A 20,556-nucleotide genomic window follows, 5' to 3' on the forward strand; every position below is an offset into this window, starting at 1 on the left:
CTGGCCGAGCGGGTGTTGGCCGACGAGGGGCCGGTCGAGGAGCGTGGGAAGTTGAAGGACGGCGAGACGAACTGCAGCACCTTCGACAGGTCGTTGAACCCGCGCGCGGCCAGTTCCTCGCCGGTGAAAACGTCCACCGGAGCCGAGGTCTCGGTCGCCAGCCGCGGCGCGCCGCGCGAGCCGACCACCACCAGTTCGCCCAGTTCCTCAGGCGCGCCCTGGGCGTTCGCCTGGCCGGCCAGTAGGGCCAGCCCTGTCGCCCCGCACAACATTGTCCGCCGCATGCCTACCCCCTTGCTGATGTGGCGGACGGCTTGTCGCCGAGAGACCGGGGCGGGTCGAACGCAAAGCCTGCGACGCAAGTTGCGCGAGACGCAACGCGCCCGCGCTCAGCGGCCGGCTATGGCCTCGGCGATGTCGGCCAGGCGGTATCCGGCCAGGGTCAGCCGTGTCTCGGCCGTGCGGGTCATGACTTCCAGATAGGCCGGCGCGGCCGCATCGGCCTCGCCCGGCGTGTCGCCCGTGCGCAGGTCGGCACGGTAGACGACCGGAGCGGCCAGGGCGTAGCTCTCCGCGCCCCAGGCCGTGAAGTCGGCCGCGCGGGTGGCGGCGGCCAACTCGGGAAAGGCGCTGCGCGGCAGGCGCGCGGTCAGCTCGTGGGCACGGGCGAACGCGGCCTCGCCGTCCCCATCGCGGTTGACGCTGTCGTCCCACAGCCAGTGCAGGGTGATCGGCTGGCCGCCGACCGGGTCGGTGACGTGCTGGCGCGAGCCGCCGCGGTCGCCATCCGGGAAGCGGCGGGAGAAGAGTTGGGCGGTGTGCAGCGGCTGATGGATGTCGCCGACCAGATGGAAAATCCAGGCGAGCGCCTGGGCCCGGTCGGCGGCCGGGGCGTTGGGATCGGAAGCGACGCGGAGGTTGAGCGCGAAAGCTTCAGCCGCGGCTCCTGCCGCTTCCGATGAGGGCGCATGTGGCGGCGGATCGCGCGGATCGGTCACCGGCCGCATCGCATAGTGCCAGGTCGGATGGTCATGCGGCCCTCCGCGTACGTCGTCGGGCCAGCGGGCCAGCTCCATGAAGACGAGGCGGTCGCGCTCGGCGCCGGTCGCCCGTCCGATCGCGACCTCGAACGGGCCGCGGTCGGGGTGCTGGGCGGCGATGGCCAGCAGGCGCTTCAAGGCCTCCGGGTTGCGGGCGGCCAGTTCGTCATAGGCGATGGCGGCGCTGACCATGTGGCCGGGCCGCGTCCAGCCGTGGGCGATGGCGGGCAGGGCGAGCGCCAGGAGGGCGGCGGTGAAGGCTAGGCGCATGATCGGGTTCCTCGTTTCCGAGGCCGAACAAGCGGCAGGCTGCTGCGGCGGCCCAGCGCAAATGGCGATATGCGTGTTGCGCGCCACGCAACGGGGTCGGGTCAGAAGCCAGCTTTCGCCGCCGCGATCGCAGCGGCTACCGCGGCGCGGGCTTGGGGACTGTTGCGCCAGCAGGTCGAGCCCAACATGGCGGAGGCGACGGCGCAGAGCTCCGCGGCCTCGCGGGTAGCAAGGTCGGCCAAGTCTTCGACGCCCATTTCCTCAAGCCGGCGTACGACCGTCGGGCCGACGCCCTTCACGGCGAGCAGGAGGGCGCGCTCCCGGTCGGAAAACGCCACGTCAGCCGATCTGCGGCTTGAGCCGCAGGGCCTGGGCCAGGGTCTGGGCGCGCTTGGCGGTCTGTTCGCCCAGCAGCATGTCGCCCCAGCCCGGCTGAGTGGTCAGCACCAGTCGGTCGCCCTCGATGGCGAGGCGCGAGTGCGGCAGCAGCCCGACATTGCGGCCCGAGAGGTCGCAGCCGAGCCGGATCGCCGCCCCTAGGGCGCGAGCGCGCTGGCGGCGCTCGGTCGTCAGCACCTTGGCGACCGTAGTTTGGTCCGGGGTGTTCGGGGCTGACGAGTGGCGGGCGAAGACGGCGCAGGCCAGGAACGCACGTTCGGCGTGGCTCATGCCGGCGATCGGGGCGCGCAGGACCTGCTCGAAAGCCAGCTCGCCGCGATGATCGGGGTGCAGGCGTGCGCCGAGATCGGCCAGGCGGCAGGCGGCGGCGATCAGCACCGGATCGCGCGTCCCGAACACGGGTGTGAGGCGGTCGAAGGCCGGATGCAGCCATTCGTGCAGGGACGCTCCCAGATGAGCCGACAGGCCGCGAACAGCCGTCAGCGCCTCGCACCCCTCGATCAGCGGATCGCGGGCCGCTTCCTCGGGGCTCATGGCCTCCAGCAGCAGGCCTTCGCGCAGACCGTAAGCTGAGATCACAATGCGCTCGATGCCGAGGCGCTCGATCAGGGCGTCGAGGACGAGCGCCGAATAGGGCAGGGTGTCGAAGCGCTTCTTGGACAGCCCCTGCATCCGTTCGAGGCTGTTCTTGGACTGGCGGGCGACGAAGCGGGCGACGTCGACGGCGTCCGAGCGGTTCATCTCGTATTGGTGGGCGACGCGCAGCGGGTAGTCGGCCATTTCCATGTGGAGCAGGGCAAGGTTGCGCCAGGCGCCGCCCACGGCATGGAACTCGCGGGTGCGGAAGGCCAGCCCTGCGCCGTCCAGGCGCTGGTCGATCACCTTGCGGACCTTGTCGACATCGAGCGGCTTGGGCGCGCCGAGGGCGAAGGGGCCCAGCGCCAGGGTGATCCCCTCGCGCGTGGCGGCCGGATCCAGGTGGACCAGCTCGAGGCTGGAGCCGCCGAGGTCACCGACGACCCCGGCGGCGTCCGGCTGGCCGGCGATCACCCCCAGGGCGGCGTAGCGCGCTTCCTCCGCGCCGGAGACGACGCGCAGGCGCAGACCGGTCTCCATCTCGACCCGAGCCAGGAACTGCTGGCCGTCGGAGGCTTCACGCACCGCCGCGGTGGCCACGGCGACGATGTCCGAGCGGCTCCAACCGCTCAAGGCGACGCGGAATCGGCGCAGAGCGGCGAGGGCGGTTTCCACGCCCTCGGGGGACAGCCGCCCGGTGGCGGGCAGGTCGCGGCCGAGCCCGGCGAGGGCCTTCTCGTTGAAGATCGTCCAGATCGCGCGGCCCTCGATCCGGTAGATGACCAGGCGCACGGAATTGGAGCCGACGTCTATGACGGCGGTCTGTCTGGAGCCTTGGTCCGAATGGGTGCTCGAACCGGGGTCGCCTTGCAGGGCCCGGTTATCCGCGCGGGGCCACATGATCGATTGCGCGCGGCATGTCCTTCACCTTCTGCCCCCGGCCGGAAAGGCTGGGATTGGTCATGAAGTATTCGTGCGCGGAGAAGGCGCCCGGATGATCCCATGACGGGTCCCGGGTATAGCGGCCGTCCGCATCGAGCGTCCAGCTTTGTGCTTCGTCCTTCAGGTTCGCCACCATGATCTGTTGCAGGACCTGCTGGTGGACGGTCGGGTTCTCGACGGGCGTCAGGCATTCCACTCGGCGATCGAGGTTGCGGGGCATCCAGTCGGCCGACGAGATGAACACCCGATTCTCCGCCGAGGGCATCGGCGCGCCGTTTGCGAAGGCGACGATGCGGGCGTGCTCCAGGAAGCGGCCGACGATCGACTTCACCCGGATGTTCTCGGACAGGCCCGGCACGCCGGGGCGCAGGCAGCAGATCCCGCGGATCACGAGATCGATCGACACCCCCGCCTGGCTGGCCTCGTAGAGCGCATCGATGATCACCGGATCGACCAGCGAGTTCAGCTTGGCCCAGATGGCGGCGGGCTTGCCCTCGCGAGCGGCCTGGACTTCGCGCATGATGAAGGTCAGCAGGTCGGCCTTCATGGTCAGCGGCGAGGGCGAGAGCTTCTCCAGCCCCTCGGGCCGCGCATATCCGGTCACGAAATTGAACAGCTTGGCCGAGTCGCGCCCCAGCGCCGGGTCGCAGGTGAACAGCGACAGGTCGGTATAGATGCGCGCAGTGACCGGGTGATAGTTGCCGGTCCCGAAGTGGCAGTAGGTGCGCAGCTGGTCGCCCTCGCGGCGGACCACCATCGAGAGCTTGGCGTGGGTCTTGTACTCCACGAAGCCGAAGACGACATGGACGCCGGCGCGCTCCAGATCGCGGGCCCATTTCAGGTTCGCTTCCTCGTCGAAGCGGGCCTTGATCTCGACCAGGGCGGTGACGTTCTTGCCGTTTTCGGCCGCCTCGATCAGGGCCGCAACGATCGGGCTGTCCGACGAGGTGCGGTAGAGAGTCTGCTTGATGGCCAGGACGTTAGGATCGCGCGCCGCCTGGCGGATGAACTGCACCACCACGTCGAAGCTCTCGAACGGATGGTGGACCAGGATGTCCTTGTCGCGGATCGCCGCGAAGCAGTCGCCGCCGTGGTCGCGGATCCGCTCCGGAAAGCGGGCCTCGAACGGCTTGAACTTGAGGTCCGGGCGATTGGACGGGATGAGCTGCGAAAGCTCGTCGAGGCCCAACAGGCCGTCGATGAGGATGATGTCCTCCTCCTTGGCGTGCAGGTTCTCGACGATGAAGGCGCGCAGGTCCTGAGGCATCATCGCCTCGATCTCGACCCGCACGACGGAACCGAGCCGGCGCTGCTTCAGCCGCACCTCGAACTCGCGGACCAGATCCTCGGCCTCTTCTTCGATCTCGACGTCGCTGTCGCGGATCAGGCGGATGACGCCCAGCGCCTCGACTTCGCTGTCCGGAAACAGGTGATCGAGGAACAGCGCGACCAGATTCTCCAGGCTGATGAAGCGGCGCTCGGGGCGCTTGCGGCGGCTGGGGGCGGCGGGCAGCTCCCAGAAGCGCGCCACCTGGGCCGGGATCGGCACCAGGGCGTAGAGCAGCCGTCCGTCCGACACCCGCTTCAGCTTCAGCACAAGCGAGAAGGCCAGGTTCGGGATGAACGGGAAGGGATGGGCCGGGTCGATCGCCAGCGGCGTCAGCACTGGGAAGATGCGCGAGAGGAAGATCGCTTCCAGCGCCTGCTTCTCGGCGCCGGTGACGTCCTCGGACGACACCACCGACAGGCCTTCGCCCGCCAGTTCCTCGCGCAGGCGTCGCCATTGCGACTGCTGGTCGGCCATCAGGTTGGCCGCCTCGGCGTTGACGCGCACCAGCTGCTCGGCCGGGGTCAGCCCGTCCTGGGAGACGACGCGGACGCCTTCGCGCGCCTGGGCCTTCAGACCGGCGACGCGCACCATGTAGAACTCGTCGAGGTTGTTGGCCGAGATCGAAAGGAACCGCAGTCGCTCCAGCAGCGGATGGCGCGGGTTCTTGCTCTCGTCCAGCACGCGCTCGTTGAAAGCCAGCCAGGACAGTTCCCGATTGAAAAACCGTTCGGCCGAGCCGAGCAACTCGGGGTCGAGCGTCAGGGGCCGGGCGGCGTCGGCCTGCGGCGGGGGAGCGGCGAAGGTCATGGACTGCACATCGTTCGGCATGAGGCGGTTCTGAACCACCTCAATAGGAGCCGCAAGTCTTCAGTCGAAAAGGTCAAGATTCTCCATATCATCTTCAAGAATCTGTCGCGCAAGTGTGCGGGAAATAGGGCGTTGTTCATCATCGGCGGCTTCGTCCAGCCGCTTTACGATCTCGCGTGCATAGGGAATCGACCGTTCCATGCGCCGCAACAGGTAAGGATAGAACTCCTTGGGCGGGCGAATGCTCCGCTCACGGAAGAATTTCCTCAAAACACCCTCCAGAACCTCGTCGTCGGGCTCCTCGATTTCGGCCACGAACAGGGCGTTCAGGCGCGAGCGCAGGTCGGGCAGGGCGGCGGTCCAGGCGGACGGCGCCGTCTGGGCGGTCAGCAGCAGGCCGCCGCCCTCGCGACCGGCCATGTTGATCAGGTGGAACAGCGCTTCGTCGTCGATACCCTGGTCGACGTCCTCGAGCAGCACCGGCCGTCCCGCCGCGCTGGCGATGTCGGGCGAGCGCCGATCGAGGACGACCGCGCCGGCCGCCGCCGCCCAGCCGCGGGCCAGGTGCGACTTGCCGACGCCAGCGGGGCCGAACAGGGCGAGCGCGCCGCCCGGCCAGGTCGGCCAGGCGTCCAGCGCCGATCGCGCCTGGGCGTTCGACGGGCCGCGAACGAAGTCCTCGCGCGCGAAGGATACCGGACGCCTGAGCTTCAGGCGTAGTTGCCGCGTCATGCGCCGGGTCCAGTCAACTGAAACACGGGGCGATATTTACCAAGCCGCCGCGCGCCGGTCGACGCATCGCGCGGCCTGGTCCTGGGGATGACTTGGCGAAAGCCTGGGATAGAGCGCGCGGCTCAGGCCTCCGACGGGGCGCTGCGCATACGGTCGCGGGCCGACATCAGCGACCACCCCTCGGGCCGCAGCAGTTCGATCGGCGAGAAGCGGATCTTGTAGTCCATCTTCTCCGAACCACGGACCCAGTAGCCGAGATAGACGTAGGGAATTGCGGTCAGCCGCGCCTGGACCACGTGGTCCAGGATCACGAACGAGCCGAGGCTGCGCCGGGTCATGGTCGGGTCGTAGAACGAATAGACCAGGCTGAGCCCATCGTTCATCAGATCGACCAGGGCGCAGGCGATCAGGTCGCCCGGGCCGCCGTCTTTCGAGCGCAGCCGGTACTCGATGATGTGGGTGCGGACCGCTGTGTCCTCGACCATGGCGACATAGTCGGGCCAGGTCATCTCGGCCATGCCGCCGTCAGCATGGCGCGTCGTGAGGTAGCGGCGAAGCAGGTCGAACTGCTCCATGGTCGCCTCGGCCTCGACCAGATGGCGCTCCAGGTCCTCGTTGCGGGCGAGCGCCCGGCGTTCCGAGCGCGAGAAGACGTAGTCGCCCGCCGGGATTCGCGCCGACACGCATGCCGAGCAGCTTTCGCAGGCGGGCCGATAGGCGATGTTCTGGGAGCGGCGGAAGCCGACCTGGGTCAGGCTGTCATTGACGGTCGCGCCGTCTGACAACGGCAGGTGCGCGAAGACTTTCCGTTCGTGACGGTCCGGCAGATACGGGCACGGACTAGGCGCGGTCAGGAAGAACCTGAGCTGTCGCGTCGGAAAGTGCTGCGTCACGGACGGCTCTCAATAGCTGCGCCTGGAGCGATTAGGCGTCATGGGAGCGCCAGGCGCAAGCTCCCAGACGTCACAGGATGAAACTCCTCATTGAAGGCCGTGATCCGGCGGCAGGACGGGCGCCTCGCGCAACAGCACGATGGCGATCCGGCGGTTGCCCGCCAGGGTCGGGTCGTCGGGATAGAGGGGTTCGGAATTCGCCTTGCCTGAGACCTGATAGACGCGGTCCGGATCGACGCCGGCGCTCTGCAGCACGCGGCGCGAGGCGTCGGCGCGGCTGGCCGAAAGCTGCCAGTCGCCATCGGCCTTGGCGCCGTCGGCCGACATGCTTGTGTGGCCCGAGATGCTGATCCGGTTGGGCAGCTGGTTGACCACCCGCGCCACGGCGCGCAGCAGCAGCTTGGCGCGGTCGTTGGGCTCGGTGCGGCCGGTGGCGAACATCGAGCGGCCTTCCTGGTCGACCAGCTGGATGCGCAGGCCTTCCGGCGTCACGTCGATGAGGATGTTCTTCGACAGCTCCGCCAGTTCGGGCATGTCCTGCAGCGCCTGGCGCAGCGACTGGGCGGCCGAGGCGAAGGCGGCCTGCTCGCGCTGGAGCACCGCCTCGCGCAGGGCCTCGGTGGAGGCGTCGCGGGCCATTTCCTTGGCTGCGTCGGTCTCGGTCCCGTCATTCGGATTGCGCGATTCTGGAGCCATCTCCTCGATGATCGCCTGCGAGCCGGCGCCCTTGGCGCCGTCGTCGCCGAGGGCCGTGCCCCCGAGGATGCCGCCAGAGCCCGAGGTCGTCTCCGACACGCTGGCCGGGGCGAAATAGTCGGCGATGCCGCGCTTCTGCTCGGGGCTGGTGGTGTTGATCAGCCACATCAGCAGGAAGAACGCCATCATGGCGGTGACGAAGTCGGCATAGGCCACCTTCCAGGCGCCGCCATGGTGGCCGTGCCCGTGCCCCTTCTTGATCTTCTTGATCAGGATAGGCGCTTCGCCCATCGCCATGGTTCAACCCCGGTAGCCCCGATTCCTGCGCAAGTTGGGCCGGGCCCCGTTAAGATGGCGTTGAGCTTAGCAAGGAAGTTCCGATGAAAGTCGCATTCGTGGGCCTGGGCGTGATGGGCTTTCCCATGGCCGGCCACCTGGCCAAGGCGGGCCACGAGGTCGCCGTTTACAATCGCAGTCCGGAGAAGGCTCAGCGCTGGACGCAGACACACGGCGGCCGCGCCGCGGCGACCGTCGGCGAAGCGGCGCTGGCGGCCGAAATCGTCTTCCTCTGCGTCGGCAATGACGACGACGTGCGCGCCGTGACGGGCGAGGCTCTGCCGGCGATGGCCGCGGGGGCCATCGTGGTCGACCACACCACGACCTCGGCCAAGGTCGCGCGCGAGATGGCGGCGTTGGCCCAGGAGAGCGGCCGCTGGTTTGTCGATGCGCCGGTCTCCGGCGGTCAGGCCGGGGCCGAGAACGGCCAGCTGACCGTCATGTGCGGCGGCGAGGCGGACGCCTATACGCGGGCCGAGCCGGTGATCGCCGCCTTCGCCAAGGCCAGCCGTCTGATGGGAGGACCGGGTGCGGGCCAGCTCACCAAGATGGTCAACCAGATCTGCATCGCCGGCGTCGTCCAGGGCTTGGCCGAGGGCATGCACTTCGCCAAGCGCGCGGGCCTCGATCCGCTGGAGGTCGCCGCGGCGATCTCGAAGGGCGCGGCCCAGTCGTGGCAGATGGACAACCGCTGGGCGACGATGGCGCAGAACCGCTTCGACTTCGGCTTCGCGGTCGACTGGATGCGCAAGGACCTGGGTCTGGTGCTGGACGAGGCCCAGGCCAACGGCGCGAAGCTCGACATGACCGCTCTGGTCGATGGCTACTACGCCGAAGTCCAGGCGCTCGGCGGCAATCGTTGGGACACATCCAGCCTTGTCGCGCGGCTGGAGAAGTAGGAGCCGACATCTCCCTCCCCCTCGTGGGGAGGGTGGATCGTCGCGTAGCGGCGAGACGGGTGGGGCCCTGTTGACTTAGCAAAACCCCACCCTGGCGGCTTTGCCGCCTGTCCCTCCCCATAGAAGGGAGGGAGGAGCTACAACCGCGGCAGCACCTGCCGCTCCAGCAACGGCGCCAGCCGCACGCGGGGCGGGGATTTGGGCTCGATCCAGAGCAGTTCCTCGATCTCGGCCTTGGCCAGCAGCCCGCCGGCGACGTCTGCCAAGTAGATCGCGCCATAGACCCGGGTGTCTGGCTCGTTGGCGGCCGGCGCGTCATAGGTGCCCAGATGCTGGGCGCTGACCAGGTCGCAGCCCAGTTCCTCGCCCAGTTCACGCGAAAGCGTATCGAGATCGGCCTCCCCGGGATTGCGCTTGCCGCCTGGCAGCATGAACGTGCTCGTGCCCCGCTTGCGCACGGTCAGGACGCGTCCTCCGTAGTCGCGGATCACGCCGGCCACGATCTCGATGGCCTTCACGCTCCCAGCATCCTCGCGGCGCGCGGGGCGAAATAGGTGATGATTCCAGCCGCGCCGGCGCGCTTGAAGGCGCCCAGGCTTTCGAGGATGGCGCGCTCCTCGTCGATCCAGCCGTTCTGGGCGGCGGCCATGATCATGGCGTACTCGCCCGAGACCTGGAACGCGAAGGTCGGCATGTTGAAGGTCTCGACCACGCGACTGACGATGTCGAGATAGGGCATGCCCGGCTTGACCATGACCATGTCGGCGCCCTCGGCGATGTCGAGGGCGACCTCGCGCAGGGCCTCCTCGGTGTTGGCCGAGTCCATCTGGTAGGTCTTCTTGTCGGCGGGGCCGGCGGTGCCGAGCTTTCCCGAGCCGATGGCGTCGCGATAGGGACCGTAGAAGGCCGAGGCGAACTTGGCCGCATAGGACATGATCATGGTGTCCTGCAGGCCCTCGGCCTCCAGGGCGGAGCGTAGGGCCGCGCAGCGGCCGTCCATCATGTCGGACGGGGCGAGGATGTCGCAGCCCGCACGCGCCTGCACCAGGGCCTGTTCGACCAGCCGCTCGACCGTCGCGTCGTTGGCGATCTTGCCGTTCTCGATGATCCCGTCATGGCCGTGGTCGGTGAAGGGATCGAGGGCGACGTCGCACATGATCCCGACTTCGGGGGCGGCGTCCTTCATGGCCTTCACGGCCTGCGAGATGACGCCGTTCGGATCGGCGGCCAGCGAGCCGGCGGCGTCCTTCTTGGCGCCGTCGATGTGCGGGAAGATGGCGATGGCCGGGACGCCCAGCTTCTTCGCCTCGACAGCCGCGGCCGCGCATTGCTTGACCGACAGGCGAGAGACGCCCGGCATGGAGGCGACGGGAACCTCGCCTTCGCCTTCGTGCACCACCATCGACCAGATCAGGTCGGCCGGGGTGAGTACGCTCTCGCGGACCAGGCGACGAATCCAGTCGGCCTGGCGCAGGCGGCGAAGACGCAGGGCGGGGTAGGCGGCGAGGGGGGGCAGGCTCATGAGCCCGCGCTGTGACCCATCCCCCGCTCGGACGCAAGCCTGATGAAGCCTATGGCCGGGGCGAACATCAGCCACAGCCCGCCGAGCGCCGAAAACAGCCCCGTCCCGACGATCAGGGCGACCAGGGTTCGGTCGAGCCGCACGTCCGCCAGGTTCACATGCACCTGCTCGCGGCTGCTCCACGAGTCGAGGCTGGTCACCTGATAGACCTCGCTGGCGACATTGAGCATCGCGCCCAGGAAGCAGAGGCCCGCCGCCAGGGCCAGGCCGAACGCCACCCAGAAGATCCGGATCTGGAAGTTGTGATGCGAGGCCAGTTGCGGCGAGGCGTCGTCGCGCTGGGAATAGGCGATGACCGCGGCGATCACAGCTGGCACCCCGGCGAAGAACACCGACGAGAAGAGCAGCGCATAGTTGATGTAGGCGAGGTTACGCGCGGACTCGTTGACACGTCCGCCGACCGCTTGGACAGCCATGCAAAGACCTCGAGAAAGGCGCGCCCCCACGCGTCGCGTCGTTGACAGCTTGCGCCAGCCGCGCGACTTGCTCAAGACGGGCTGCAAAAACCGGGATTGAGCGAATGGATTTCACCCTCTCCGACGACCAGCGCGCAATACAGGATGCCGCTAGGGCCTTTGCGGAGGCTGAACTTGCCCCGAATTCGGCTATTTGGGACGAGGAGAAGCATTTCCCGGCGGACGTGCTGCGCCAGGCCGCCGAAATGGGATTCGCCGGCATCTATATCGGCGAGGACGTCGGCGGCTCGGCCCTGACCCGTCTGGACGCCTCGATCGTGTTCGAGGCGCTCAGCTATGGCGACGTCGCGACGGCGGCCTATCTGACCATCCACAACATGGCCTCGTGGATGATCGACCGGTTCGGGACCGACGATCTGCGGCGCAAGTACCTGCCGCGTCTGACAACCATGGAGCTGATCGCCAGCTACTGCCTGACCGAGCCCGGGTCCGGGTCCGACGCGGCCGCGCTCCGCACGACCGCGGTGCTCGACGGCGATCACTATGTGCTGAACGGCTCGAAGGCGTTCATCTCGGGCGGCGGGGTTTCGGACCTTTATGTCGTCATGGCCCGGACCGGCGAGCCCGGGCCAAAGGGCGTGTCGGCCATCGTGGTCGAGACCGGAACGCCCGGCCTGTCGTTCGGCGCGCAGGAAAGGAAGATGGGCTGGAACGCCCAGCCGACCGCCCAGGTCAATTTGGACAATGTCCGCGTGCCGGTCGAGAACCGCATCGGCCAGGAGGGCGAGGGCTTCCGCTTCGCCATGATGGGGCTCGACGGCGGGCGGCTGAACATCGCCTCTTGTTCGCTGGGCGGCGCCGCCTTCGCCCTCGACACCGCTCAGGCCTACATGACCGAGCGCAAGCAGTTCGGGAAGCAACTGGCTGATTTTCAGGCCCTGCAGTTCAAGATCGCGGACATGGCCACCGAGCTCGAGGCGGCGCGGCTGATGGTGCGCCGGGCCGCCGACGCGCTAGACAAGCGCGATCCTCAGGCGACGAAACTCTGCGCCATGGCCAAGCGCTTCGCCACTGACGCCGGCTTCGAGATCGCCAATCAGGCCCTGCAGTTGCACGGCGGCTACGGCTATCTCAAGGACTATCCGCTGGAGCGGGTCGTCCGCGACCTGCGGGTCCACCAGATCCTGGAAGGCACCAACGAGATCATGCGGGTGATCATCGCTCGCGAGATGTTCCGGCAGTAAGGAAAACGGCTCGCCTCACGCGGCGGCGGCCTGATAGAGGCGCGCCGCGCAAAGGCCGTTCGCTGGGAGAGATCATGACCGAAGACGTTCTGACCCGCATCGAGGGCCGCGTCGGCCGCATCACGCTGAACCGGCCCAAGTCGCTTCACGCGCTGAATTTGGCCATGTGCCAGGCCATGACCGAGGCGCTGCTGGACTGGCGCGAGGACCCGGCCGTCGAACTCGTGCTGTTCGATCACACGGGCGAGCGGGGCTTCTGCGCCGGCGGCGACATCCGCATGCTGGCCGAGAGCGGGGCGGGCGATGGCAAGGCGGCGCGCGAGTTCTTCTTCGTCGAATACCGCCTGAACCACCTGCTGTTCGAGTATCCAAAGCCGGTCGTCGTGATCATGGACGGCGTGACCATGGGGGGCGGCGTCGGGCTCTCCATGCCGGCCCGCTACCGGGTGGCGACCGAGCGCACGACCTTCGCCATGCCCGAGACCGGCATCGGCCTCTTCCCCGATGTCGGGGGCGGCTGGTTCCTGCCGCGGATGCCGGGCCACATCGGAACCTGGCTGGCTCTGACCGGCGCGCGGATCAAGGCCGCCGACTGCGAGTTGGTCGGGGTGGCGACCGACTATGTGCAGAGCGCCGACGTCGAGGCGCTGAAGGCCGCCATCCTGGCGGCGCCGGCCGATGTCGAGGCCGCCCTGGTCCGCTTCGAGGGCGACGCCGGACGCCCGCCGCTGGCCCGGCGCCAGGACGAGATCGAGAAGGTTTTCGGCCGGGAAAGCCTGGAGGAGATTCTGGCCGCCCTGAAGGCCTCCGGCTCGGACTGGGCGCAGGAGCAGCTCACGGTCATGGCGACCAAATCGCCTCAGACCATGAAGGTGGCGCTGCGCCAGCTGTGTATCGGCGCGAAGCTGGAATCCTTCGCCGAAAACATGACGATGGAATACCGTATCGGCGCCCGTGTGGTGCAGCGCCACGACTTCATCGAAGGCGTGCGCGCGGTCATCGTCGACAAGGATCACGCGCCGAAATGGAATCCGCCGACCCCGGAAGGCGTCACCGAGACGATGCTGGACGCGATTTTCGCGCCCCTTCCTTCCGCTGAGGAGTGGTCGCCCCTAACTTGATGCGCAACGGCGCCGTCAAGGTGCGCCGGTGGAGGAGACAATTGGGATGACCCGTCATCTGCTGATGGCCGCTGCGGCGGCTCTGACCCTGTGCGCGACCGCGACCTACGCCGCGCCGCCCGCCAATGTCGTCGCGGCGGTGGCCGAGCCGAGCCGGCCTGACGCCGACAAGCAGCGGGATGCTGCGCGCAAGCCCTCGGAAATGCTCGAGTTCGCCGGTGTGAAGACCGGCGACAAGGTGGTCGAACTGCTGCCCGGCGGGGGCTATTTCACGCGCCTGCTCAGCGCGGCTGTCGGACCGACCGGCAAGGTCTATGCAGGCATCCCGGAAAGCGATCAGGAAAAGGCCAAGGCCCTGGCGACCGGCAATGTCGAGCTGGTCGTGCTGAAGCCCGGAGCCCTGCAGTTCCCCGAGCGCGCTGACGTGATCTTCACCGCCCAGAACTATCACGACTTCCATCTGAAGCGCCTGAACCTGGACATCGCCAAGGTGAACCAGCAACTGTTCGACGCCCTGAAGCCGGGGGGAACCCTGCTGATCATCGACCACGCCGCGGTCGATGGCGCGCCGGTCGAGGTCGCCGACACCCTGCACCGCATCGACCCGGCCATCGTCAAGCGCGAGGTCGAGGCGGCCGGCTTCAAGTTCGTGGGCGAAAACAACGCCCTCCGCAATCCGGCCGACGCCAGGACCGTGGGCGTGTTCGACGCCTCGATCCGCGGGAAGACCGACCAGTTCGTCTACAAGTTCCAGAAGCCCAAATAGGGATCACAGCATGCGCGTCGCCTTCATCGGTCTTGGAAACATGGGCGGCGGCATGGCCGCCAACCAGGCGAAGGCCGGCCGCCAGGTCGCAGCCTTCGACCTGTCTGCTCAGGCCCTTGAACGCGCCCAGGGCGCCGGCTGTTCGCCGGCGCCTTCGGTCGCGCAGGCGGTGAAGGATGCGCAGGTGGTGATCACCATGCTTCCGGCTGGCCCGCACGTGCGCAAGGTCTACGCCGAGGACATTCTCCCCAACGCCCCGAAGAGCGCTCTGCTCATCGATTGCTCGACCATCGACGTGGAGAGCGCCCGTGCGGTGGCTGAGCAGGCGAGCGCCCAGGGCTTCCGCTTCGCCGACGCGCCTGTCTCCGGCGGCACCGCGGCGGCCGACGCCGGCACGCTGGCCTTCATGGTCGGCTGCGACGAGGCTGACTTTCCCGAGGTCGAGGCGGCCATCGGGCCGATGTCGCGGGCCGTGATTCGGGCCGGCGACCACGGGGCGGGGCAGGCGGCCAAGATCTGCAACAACATGGTCCTGGGCATTTCGATGATCGGGGTGTGCGAGGCCGTGGCCATGGCCGAGAAGCTGGGCCTCGATCCCGAGCGGTTCTTCGAGATCGCCTCGAAGTCATCCGGTCAGTGCTGGTCGATCAGCAACTACTATCCCTGGCCGGGCCCCGTGGAGACCGCGCCCTCGAATCGCGGCTACGCGGGCGGCTTCGCCACCGCCATGATGCTGAAGGACCTCAAGCTCGCCCAGCAGGCCGCCGCCGCAGCGGGCGCTGCTACGCCGATGGGCGCGCAGGCAGAGGGACTCTATGCCCTATTTGATCGCCTCGGATACGGAACTAAGGACTTTTCCGGAATTCTGCAGATGCTGCGCGGAAGACTAGAAGAGCTGGACGGCTAGGCGCGAGCCCGGCCTTCCGCTTAACGAAATCTGATCGATTGAACGTGACGAATTCTAGACAATCGGTCGAGGCGGCGCGATAAGCCCGCTAATTGCAAGGGGACCGCCCGACGCCAGCCGGGCGGATTTCAATCGATGGATTACAAGGCCGCATTCGCCACCGCCCTGGAACAGATCCGTTCCGAAGGCCGATACCGGGTGTTTGCGGACCTGAAGCGCCATCGCGGCCAGTTCCCGCGCGCGACCTGGACCCAAGCCGACGGCTCGCAGTCGGACGTCGTGGTCTGGTGCTCCAACGACTATCTCGGCCAGGGCCAGAACCCGATCGTCACCGACGCCATGCACCAGGCGATCGACGAGGCCGGCGCCGGTTCTGGCGGCACGCGCAACATCTCGGGCACGACGCACTATCACGTCGAACTTGAGCACGAGTTGGCCGATCTGCACGGCAAGGAAGCCGCGCTGCTGTTCACCTCGGGCTACGTGTCGAACGAGGCCTCGCTCTCGACCCTCTATAAGATCCTTCCCGGGCTGATCATTTTCTCGGACGAGCTGAACCACAACTCGATGATCTCCGGCATCCGCGCCGGGGGCCGCGAGCGCCGCCGGGTGTTCCGTCATAATGACCTGGAGCACCTGGAGCAGCTGCTGGCCGAGGCTCCGGCTGACGCGCCGAAGGTCATCGCGTTCGAGAGCGTCTATTCCATGGACGGCGACATCGCCGACATGAAGGGCACCGTGGCCCTGGCCAAGAAGTACGGCGCAATGACCTATCTCGACGAGGTCCATGCGGTGGGCATGTACGGCCCGCGCGGCGCCGGCGTCGCCGAGCGCGACGGCGTGATGGCCGAGATCGACATCATCGAAGGCACGCTGGGCAAGGCGTTCGGCGTGATGGGGGGCTACATCGCCGCCGACGCCGTGATCGTCGATGCGATCCGCAGCTATGCCGACGGCTTCATCTTCACCACCTCGATCCCGCCGGCCCTGGCCGCGGGCGCGGTGGCCTCGATCCGCTACCTCAAGGAACACAACGAGGTCCGCGAAGCGCATCAGGAGCGTGCGGCGGCCTTGAAGGCGCGCCTGCGCAAGGCTGGCCTGCCGGTGATGCCGTCGGTCAGCCACATCGTGCCCGTGCTGGTCGGCGACCCAGTGCACTGCAAGATGATCTCCGACATTCTGCTGTCGGACTTCGGCATTTACGTCCAGCCGATCAACTATCCGACCGTGCCGCGCGGCACCGAGCGCCTGCGGTTCACGCCGTCGCCGGCCCATACCGACGGCATGATGGACGCCCTGGCCGAGGCGCTCGAGAAGCTCTGGACCCACTGCAACATCGCGCGTGTGGGCGGCCAAGCCGCGTGACCGGAGGCGGCGCGCCCGCCATCGACATCACCACGACGATTCCACGGCCGCCGGACGAGATCTGGCGGGCCGTGGCGACGCCTAAGGGCGTCAACGCAGAACTCGGCCCGTACATCCACATGACGTTTCCAGCCGGCACCCGTTTCGACGCGGTCGGCGAGGACGAGCTGGGCAAGCCCCTGTTCGGATCGTGGCTGCTGCTGTTCAGCGTCTTGCCTTTCGATCGCCACACCTTCGGCCTGGAGGGCGTAGGGCAGGGCTGGTTCCGAGAAGCGTCTTCGAGCTGGATGCAGCGCTCCTGGCGGCACGAACGCTGGATCGAACCCTGCGAGGGCGGCTGCACGGTCCGCGACCGGGTCAGCGTCGAGCCGCGCATCACGGCCGTCAAACCGATGACCAGCGCCTTCGTCCGCCTGATTTTCGAGCATCGGCACCGCAGGCTGAAAGCCCTCTACGGATAGGCGGCCAGGAGCCTTGCTATGCGCCGCGGATCGGCGCATAGCAGTCGCGTCCAATCAGGAGACGCACAGGCTTCTTTTCAGCGCTCGTCGACCTATTTGCCGCGTCGAACACCGCGGCCCAGACCAATCTTCTTGGCGAAGTCGGACCGTCGCGCGGCGTAGGCCGGTGCGACCATCGGATAGTCGGGCGGCAGGCCCCAGCGACGACGATAGTCCTCGGGGCTCATGTCGTAGCGCGAGCGCAGGTAGCGCTTGAGCATTTTCAGCTTCTTACCGTCTTCCAGGCACACGATGTAGTCGTGCTGGATCGAGCGGCTGACCGGCACCGCCGGCTTGGGTTTGTCTTCCAGCGCCGGAGCTGGCGTCTTGTTGAGGCCTTCCAGAGCCCCATAGACCGAGCGGATGATCTCGGGCACCGCATCGGCAGAAACCGGATTGCGGCTGACATACGCAGCGACGATGTCTGCGCCCAGCCGCATCAACTCCTCGCCCGAACGAACTTCGGGCTCGGCTTCCATACTCATTCAGGACCCCTTGATAAGGCGATGACCATTGGACGCGACGCCCGAGCGCGCTCGCCTCCGTGGGGTCTGCAACGCCGTAGGCAGAAGATCGTTCCCCGCCGTTGGATCGAAGGGCCGATGGCGCTAAAGAGCGCACCAGAAGGCGCTCGCCCCGCATTCGCACCCACCGTTTCCCGAAAGGCCAGCCCATGACCGTCCACGCACAGACCCCCGCAGACGCCTTCTTCTCGGCCAGCGTCGCCGATTCCGACGCCGACATCGCCGCCGTCCTCACGCGTGAGCTAAAGCGCCAGCAGGACCAGATCGAACTGATCGCGTCCGAGAACATCGTCTCGCGCGCTGTCATGGAGGCCCAGGGCTCGGTCCTGACCAACAAGTACGCCGAAGGCTATCCGGGCAAGCGCTACTACGGTGGCTGCGAAGTCGTCGACATCGCCGAGGAAATCGCCATCGAGCGCGCCAAGCAGATCTTCGGCTGCGAGTTCGTGAATGTGCAGCCGCATTCGGGCAGCCAAGCGAACCAGGCGGTGTTCATGGCCACCATGGCCCCGGGCGACACCTTCATGGGCATGGACCTGTCGGCGGGCGGCCACCTGACCCATGGCAAGAACGTCAACCAGTCGGGCAAGTGGTTCCGGCCGGTGGCCTATTCGGTGCGCCAGCAGGATCATCTGATCGACTACGACCAGGCGGCGGAAGTGGCGCAGGCCGAAAAGCCGAAGGTGATCATCGCCGGCGCCTCGGCCTACAGCCGCAAGATCGATTTCGCCCGGTTCCGTGAAATCGCCGACAGCGTTGGCGCGCTGCTGATGGTCGATATCGCCCACTACGCAGGCTTGGTCGCTGGCGGCGTCTATCCGAACCCGTTCCCGCACGCCCACATCGTCACCACCACCACGCACAAGACCCTTCGTGGTCCGCGCGGCGGCATGATCATGACCAACGACAAGAAGCTGGCGAAGAAGATCGATTCCGCCGTCTTCCCGGGGCTGCAGGGCGGTCCGCTGATGCATGTTATCGCCGCCAAGGCCGTCGCGTTCGGCGAGGCGCTGAAGCCGGAGTTCAAGCAGTACGCCCGTCAGGTCGTCGAGAACGCCCAGGCGCTGTCGGACAGCCTGCAAGCCGCGGGCTTCAAGATCGTCTCGAACGGCACCGACAGCCATCTGATGCTGGTGGACCTGACGCCTAAGGGCGTTTCCGGCGCCGACGCCGAGGTGGCGCTTGAGCGCGCGCACATCACCGCCAACAAGAACGGCATCCCGTTCGACCCGCTGCCCCCGATGCAGACCTCGGGCCTGCGCGTCGGCACCCCGGCTGGGACTACCCGCGGCTTTGGCCAGGCCGAGTTCCGCCAGATCGGGACCTGGATCGGCGAAGTCCTCGACGGCGTCGCCAAGGGGGGTGACAACAGCGCTGTGGAAGCCAAGGTCCGCGACGAGGTCCTGGCGCTCACGAAACGCTTCCCCATCTACAGCTAACCCCTGTATTTAGAGGGCTGGTTGGCCGGAAGGGGCTAGATCATGCGGTGCCCATTCTGCGGCCACGCCGAAAGTCAGGTAAAGGACAGCCGCCCGTCGGAAGACGGCGCGGCTATCCGCCGTCGCCGGTTCTGCCCGGAATGCGAAGGCAGGTTCACGACCTTCGAGCGGGTGCAGCTGCGCGAACTGACGATCGTCAAGCGCTCCGGCCGGCGCGCGCCGTTCGATCGCGACAAACTGGCCAGGTCGATCAGCCTAGCCACCCGCAAGCGGCCGATCGAGCCGGATCGGGTCGAAAAGATGATCTCGGTGATCGTGCGCGAGCTCGAGAGCATGGGCGAGGCCGAACTGCCGTCCTCGGCCATCGGCGAGCTGATCATGAAGCACCTGAAGCAGCTCGATGACGTCTCCTACGTCCGCTACGCCTCGGTCTATCGCGACTTCCGCGAAGCCGGCGAGTTCGCGACCTTCCTGGGCCAGGAGGGCCTGAGCGACGGCGACGAGGATGGGCGGTAGCGTCACCCTCAAGCTCGCGACTTCGCTGGATGGGCGCATCGCCACGGCGGGCGGGGAAAGCCGCTGGATCACCGGGCCGCAGGCGCGCGAGGCGGTGCATCGGTTGCGCGCCGAGCACGACGCGGTGCTGGTGGGGGTGGAGACGGCGCTGGCCGACGATCCTGAACTGACGGTGCGGCTGGAGGACTGGAGCGGCCGCCAGCCGGTGCGCGTGGTGCTCGACAGCCGCCAACGGCTCGCCGACGGCTGCCGGCTGGTCGCCACGGCACGGGACATTCCGACCTATGTCGTGTCGACGACGCCGCCCGAGCCGCGCTTGACCGCCGCCGGAGTGCGAGTGCTGCAGGTCGCGGCGCTCGGCGAAGACAGGCCGGACTTGCGCGACGTGGTGGCAAGACTGGCGGACGAAGGGTTCGGCCGGCTGTTCGTCGAGGGCGGCGGGCAGGTGGCGGGCAGCTTCCTGCGTTGCGGCTTGGTCGACCGGCTGGAATGGTTCCGCGCCCCGATCGTGATCGGCGGCGAGGGGCGGCCGGGAATAGCCGCGCTGGCGCTTTCGGCCCTGGCCGACGCGCCGCGGCTGCGTCGTATTGAAGTTTCGCAGGTCGGCGACGATCTGTGGGAGCGTTACGAGAGGATCTGAATGTTCACCGGCATCGTCACCGATGTGGGCCGCCTGCGGGCCGTCCGCGAAACCAACCGCGACCTGCGTTTCGAAGTGGAGACGAGCTTCGATCTCTCGACCATCGATATGGGCGCCTCGATCAGCCACGCCGGCTGCTGCCTGACCATCGTTGAGAAGGGCGAAGGCTGGTTCGCGGTGGAGATTTCGGGCGAGACCCTCAGCCTGACCACCCTGGGCGCCTGGAAGGAAGGCGATCCCATCAACCTGGAGCGCGCTGCGCGCGTCGGCGACGAACTGGGCGGACACATAGTCTCCGGTCACGTAGACGGCGTGGGGGAGGTCGTCTCGGTCGAATCCGAGGGCGGCTCGCACCGGGTCAAGATCCGCGTTCCCAAGCCGCTGCATCGCTTCATCGCCCCCAAGGGCTCGATCACCGTCGACGGCGTCAGCCTGACCGTGAACGAGGTCGAGGACGACGTTTTCGGCGTCAACCTGATCCCGCACACCTGGGATGTGACCACGCTGGGCCGGCTGAAGCCGGGCGTGAAGGTCAATCTCGAGATCGACATGCTCGCGCGATATCTCGCCCGCTGGCGAGAAACGGCCTAAAGGGTCCGCTCAAACAGAGACTGGA

At 67.6% G+C, this 20,556-nt stretch carries 22 protein-coding genes and 1 pseudogene; 11 read left to right on the top strand and 12 right to left on the bottom strand.

The window, feature by feature from the left end; all coding sequences use genetic code 11:
* The 8 genes and pseudogenes from ACE3T2_RS19670 to ACE3T2_RS19705 form a co-directional block, all read right to left on the bottom strand.
* Nucleotides 1-284: pseudogene (locus tag ACE3T2_RS19670) on the bottom strand (TonB-dependent receptor); the annotation flags it as partial.
* 105 nt (nt 285-389) lie between these two features.
* Nucleotides 390-1,310 carry a S1/P1 nuclease gene (locus tag ACE3T2_RS19675; RefSeq protein ID WP_374660506.1) on the bottom strand — a complete coding sequence of 307 codons (921 nt, stop codon included), beginning with the start codon at nt 1,308-1,310 and terminating at the stop codon, nt 390-392.
* Between the two features lie 101 nt (nt 1,311-1,411).
* Nucleotides 1,412-1,648, bottom strand: a complete 237-nt coding sequence (locus ACE3T2_RS19680; protein WP_374660508.1) for a helix-hairpin-helix domain-containing protein — start codon at nt 1,646-1,648, stop codon at nt 1,412-1,414.
* Between the two features lies 1 nt (nt 1,649).
* Nucleotides 1,650-3,185 (bottom strand): Ppx/GppA family phosphatase, encoded by a 1,536-nt coding sequence (locus tag ACE3T2_RS19685; protein WP_374660510.1) that lies wholly within the window; start codon nt 3,183-3,185, stop codon nt 1,650-1,652.
* Complete coding sequence (locus tag ACE3T2_RS19690) at nt 3,166-5,364, bottom strand: RNA degradosome polyphosphate kinase (protein ID WP_374660584.1); 2,199 nt, start codon at nt 5,362-5,364, stop codon at nt 3,166-3,168. The genes ACE3T2_RS19685 and ACE3T2_RS19690 overlap by 20 nt, the downstream gene beginning before the upstream one ends.
* 60 nt (nt 5,365-5,424) lie before the next feature.
* Nucleotides 5,425-6,096, bottom strand: coding sequence for a chromosomal replication initiator DnaA (locus tag ACE3T2_RS19695; RefSeq protein ID WP_374660512.1), 672 nt, complete (start codon nt 6,094-6,096; stop codon nt 5,425-5,427).
* Between the two features lie 122 nt (nt 6,097-6,218).
* On the bottom strand, nt 6,219-6,989 hold the full coding sequence (locus ACE3T2_RS19700) for an arginyltransferase (RefSeq protein ID WP_374660514.1): 771 nt from the start codon (nt 6,987-6,989) through the stop codon (nt 6,219-6,221).
* Nucleotides 6,990-7,076: 87 nt separating this feature from the next.
* Nucleotides 7,077-7,982, bottom strand: coding sequence for a flagellar motor protein MotB (locus ACE3T2_RS19705; RefSeq protein ID WP_374660516.1), 906 nt, complete (start codon nt 7,980-7,982; stop codon nt 7,077-7,079).
* 83 nt (nt 7,983-8,065) lie between these two features.
* Between ACE3T2_RS19705 and ACE3T2_RS19710 the strand changes: the two genes are divergently transcribed.
* Nucleotides 8,066-8,920, top strand: coding sequence for an NAD(P)-dependent oxidoreductase (locus ACE3T2_RS19710; protein ID WP_374660518.1), 855 nt, complete (start codon nt 8,066-8,068; stop codon nt 8,918-8,920).
* Between the two features lie 137 nt (nt 8,921-9,057).
* On the opposite strand, the gene ACE3T2_RS19715 is transcribed toward ACE3T2_RS19710, so the two are convergent.
* From ACE3T2_RS19715 to ACE3T2_RS19725, 3 genes are read right to left on the bottom strand one after another with little or no spacing between them, the layout of a single operon-like run.
* Nucleotides 9,058-9,438, bottom strand: coding sequence for an NUDIX domain-containing protein (locus tag ACE3T2_RS19715; protein WP_374660520.1), 381 nt, complete (start codon nt 9,436-9,438; stop codon nt 9,058-9,060).
* Nucleotides 9,435-10,442: a porphobilinogen synthase gene (hemB, locus tag ACE3T2_RS19720; protein WP_374660522.1), complete on the bottom strand. Its 1,008-nt coding sequence runs from the start codon at nt 10,440-10,442 to the stop codon at nt 9,435-9,437. The genes ACE3T2_RS19715 and hemB overlap by 4 nt, the downstream gene beginning before the upstream one ends.
* Nucleotides 10,439-10,918 carry a hypothetical protein gene (locus ACE3T2_RS19725; RefSeq protein ID WP_374660524.1) on the bottom strand — a complete coding sequence of 160 codons (480 nt, stop codon included), beginning with the start codon at nt 10,916-10,918 and terminating at the stop codon, nt 10,439-10,441. Before ACE3T2_RS19725 ends, hemB begins: the two co-directional genes overlap by 4 nt.
* A gap of 104 nt (nt 10,919-11,022) precedes the next feature.
* Here ACE3T2_RS19725 and ACE3T2_RS19730 point away from each other — a divergent pair, with 104 nt between their 5' ends.
* The 6 genes from ACE3T2_RS19730 to ACE3T2_RS19755 all read left to right on the top strand — a co-directional run bounded on the left by ACE3T2_RS19730 (nt 11,023) and on the right by ACE3T2_RS19755 (nt 16,782).
* On the top strand, nt 11,023-12,162 hold the full coding sequence (locus ACE3T2_RS19730) for an isobutyryl-CoA dehydrogenase (protein WP_374660526.1): 1,140 nt from the start codon (nt 11,023-11,025) through the stop codon (nt 12,160-12,162).
* Nucleotides 12,163-12,236: 74 nt separating this feature from the next.
* Nucleotides 12,237-13,283: an enoyl-CoA hydratase/isomerase family protein gene (locus ACE3T2_RS19735; protein ID WP_374660528.1), complete on the top strand. Its 1,047-nt coding sequence runs from the start codon at nt 12,237-12,239 to the stop codon at nt 13,281-13,283.
* Nucleotides 13,284-13,329: 46 nt separating this feature from the next.
* The gene (locus ACE3T2_RS19740) at nt 13,330-14,049 is read left to right on the top strand and encodes a class I SAM-dependent methyltransferase (RefSeq protein ID WP_374660530.1); all 720 of its coding nucleotides are present in this window, start codon (nt 13,330-13,332) and stop codon (nt 14,047-14,049) included.
* Between the two features lie 10 nt (nt 14,050-14,059).
* Complete coding sequence (gene mmsB / locus ACE3T2_RS19745) at nt 14,060-14,956, top strand: 3-hydroxyisobutyrate dehydrogenase (RefSeq protein ID WP_374660532.1); 897 nt, start codon at nt 14,060-14,062, stop codon at nt 14,954-14,956.
* 135 nt (nt 14,957-15,091) lie between these two features.
* A complete protein-coding gene (hemA, locus tag ACE3T2_RS19750) occupies nt 15,092-16,321 on the top strand; it encodes a 5-aminolevulinate synthase (RefSeq protein ID WP_374660534.1) in 1,230 nt (409 codons plus the stop codon).
* A complete protein-coding gene (locus ACE3T2_RS19755; protein WP_374660536.1) occupies nt 16,318-16,782 on the top strand; it encodes a hypothetical protein in 465 nt (154 codons plus the stop codon). The genes hemA and ACE3T2_RS19755 overlap by 4 nt, the downstream gene beginning before the upstream one ends.
* 92 nt (nt 16,783-16,874) lie before the next feature.
* Here the strand turns inward: ACE3T2_RS19755 and ACE3T2_RS19760 are convergent, their stop codons facing one another.
* Nucleotides 16,875-17,306 (bottom strand): MucR family transcriptional regulator, encoded by a 432-nt coding sequence (locus ACE3T2_RS19760; RefSeq protein ID WP_374660538.1) that lies wholly within the window; start codon nt 17,304-17,306, stop codon nt 16,875-16,877.
* 188 nt (nt 17,307-17,494) lie between these two features.
* Between ACE3T2_RS19760 and glyA the strand changes: the two genes are divergently transcribed.
* From glyA to ACE3T2_RS19780, 4 genes are read left to right on the top strand one after another with little or no spacing between them, the layout of a single operon-like run.
* Entirely contained in the window at nt 17,495-18,784 is a 1,290-nt protein-coding gene (glyA, locus tag ACE3T2_RS19765; protein WP_374660540.1) for a serine hydroxymethyltransferase, read from the top strand.
* Nucleotides 18,785-18,826: 42 nt separating this feature from the next.
* Complete coding sequence (nrdR, locus tag ACE3T2_RS19770; protein WP_374660542.1) at nt 18,827-19,300, top strand: transcriptional regulator NrdR; 474 nt, start codon at nt 18,827-18,829, stop codon at nt 19,298-19,300.
* A complete protein-coding gene (locus ACE3T2_RS19775) occupies nt 19,290-19,940 on the top strand; it encodes a RibD family protein (RefSeq protein WP_374660544.1) in 651 nt (216 codons plus the stop codon). Before nrdR ends, ACE3T2_RS19775 begins: the two co-directional genes overlap by 11 nt.
* Nucleotides 19,941-20,531 (top strand): riboflavin synthase, encoded by a 591-nt coding sequence (locus ACE3T2_RS19780; RefSeq protein WP_374660546.1) that lies wholly within the window; start codon nt 19,941-19,943, stop codon nt 20,529-20,531. It abuts the gene before it with no gap.
* Nucleotides 20,532-20,556: the final 25 nt, after the last annotated feature.

This window comes from Phenylobacterium sp. (genome assembly GCF_041919955.1).
Classification (GTDB): Bacteria; Pseudomonadota; Alphaproteobacteria; order Caulobacterales; family Caulobacteraceae; genus Phenylobacterium.

Excerpts from the sequence above, each read along its gene's own strand:
- ACE3T2_RS19705 (WP_374660516.1), bottom strand. The coding sequence starts at position 7,982 with ATGGCGATGGGCGAAGCGCCTATCCTGATCAAGAAGATCAAGAAGGGG.
- ACE3T2_RS19760 (WP_374660538.1), bottom strand. The coding sequence starts at position 17,306 with ATGAGTATGGAAGCCGAGCCCGAAGTTCGTTCGGGCGAGGAGTTGATG.
- nrdR (WP_374660542.1), top strand. The coding sequence starts at position 18,827 with ATGCGGTGCCCATTCTGCGGCCACGCCGAAAGTCAGGTAAAGGACAGC.
- ACE3T2_RS19735 (WP_374660528.1), top strand. The coding sequence starts at position 12,237 with ATGACCGAAGACGTTCTGACCCGCATCGAGGGCCGCGTCGGCCGCATC.
- ACE3T2_RS19740 (WP_374660530.1), top strand. The coding sequence starts at position 13,330 with ATGACCCGTCATCTGCTGATGGCCGCTGCGGCGGCTCTGACCCTGTGC.
- ACE3T2_RS19675 (WP_374660506.1), bottom strand. The coding sequence starts at position 1,310 with ATGCGCCTAGCCTTCACCGCCGCCCTCCTGGCGCTCGCCCTGCCCGCC.
- ACE3T2_RS19725 (WP_374660524.1), bottom strand. The coding sequence starts at position 10,918 with ATGGCTGTCCAAGCGGTCGGCGGACGTGTCAACGAGTCCGCGCGTAAC.
- ACE3T2_RS19780 (WP_374660546.1), top strand. The coding sequence starts at position 19,941 with ATGTTCACCGGCATCGTCACCGATGTGGGCCGCCTGCGGGCCGTCCGC.
- ACE3T2_RS19730 (WP_374660526.1), top strand. The coding sequence starts at position 11,023 with ATGGATTTCACCCTCTCCGACGACCAGCGCGCAATACAGGATGCCGCT.
- hemA (WP_374660534.1), top strand. The coding sequence starts at position 15,092 with ATGGATTACAAGGCCGCATTCGCCACCGCCCTGGAACAGATCCGTTCC.
- glyA (WP_374660540.1), top strand. The coding sequence starts at position 17,495 with ATGACCGTCCACGCACAGACCCCCGCAGACGCCTTCTTCTCGGCCAGC.
- hemB (WP_374660522.1), bottom strand. The coding sequence starts at position 10,442 with ATGAGCCTGCCCCCCCTCGCCGCCTACCCCGCCCTGCGTCTTCGCCGC.
- ACE3T2_RS19710 (WP_374660518.1), top strand. The coding sequence starts at position 8,066 with ATGAAAGTCGCATTCGTGGGCCTGGGCGTGATGGGCTTTCCCATGGCC.
- ACE3T2_RS19690 (WP_374660584.1), bottom strand. The coding sequence starts at position 5,364 with ATGACCTTCGCCGCTCCCCCGCCGCAGGCCGACGCCGCCCGGCCCCTG.
- ACE3T2_RS19695 (WP_374660512.1), bottom strand. The coding sequence starts at position 6,096 with ATGACGCGGCAACTACGCCTGAAGCTCAGGCGTCCGGTATCCTTCGCG.
- mmsB (WP_374660532.1), top strand. The coding sequence starts at position 14,060 with ATGCGCGTCGCCTTCATCGGTCTTGGAAACATGGGCGGCGGCATGGCC.
- ACE3T2_RS19775 (WP_374660544.1), top strand. The coding sequence starts at position 19,290 with ATGGGCGGTAGCGTCACCCTCAAGCTCGCGACTTCGCTGGATGGGCGC.
- ACE3T2_RS19685 (WP_374660510.1), bottom strand. The coding sequence starts at position 3,185 with ATGTGGCCCCGCGCGGATAACCGGGCCCTGCAAGGCGACCCCGGTTCG.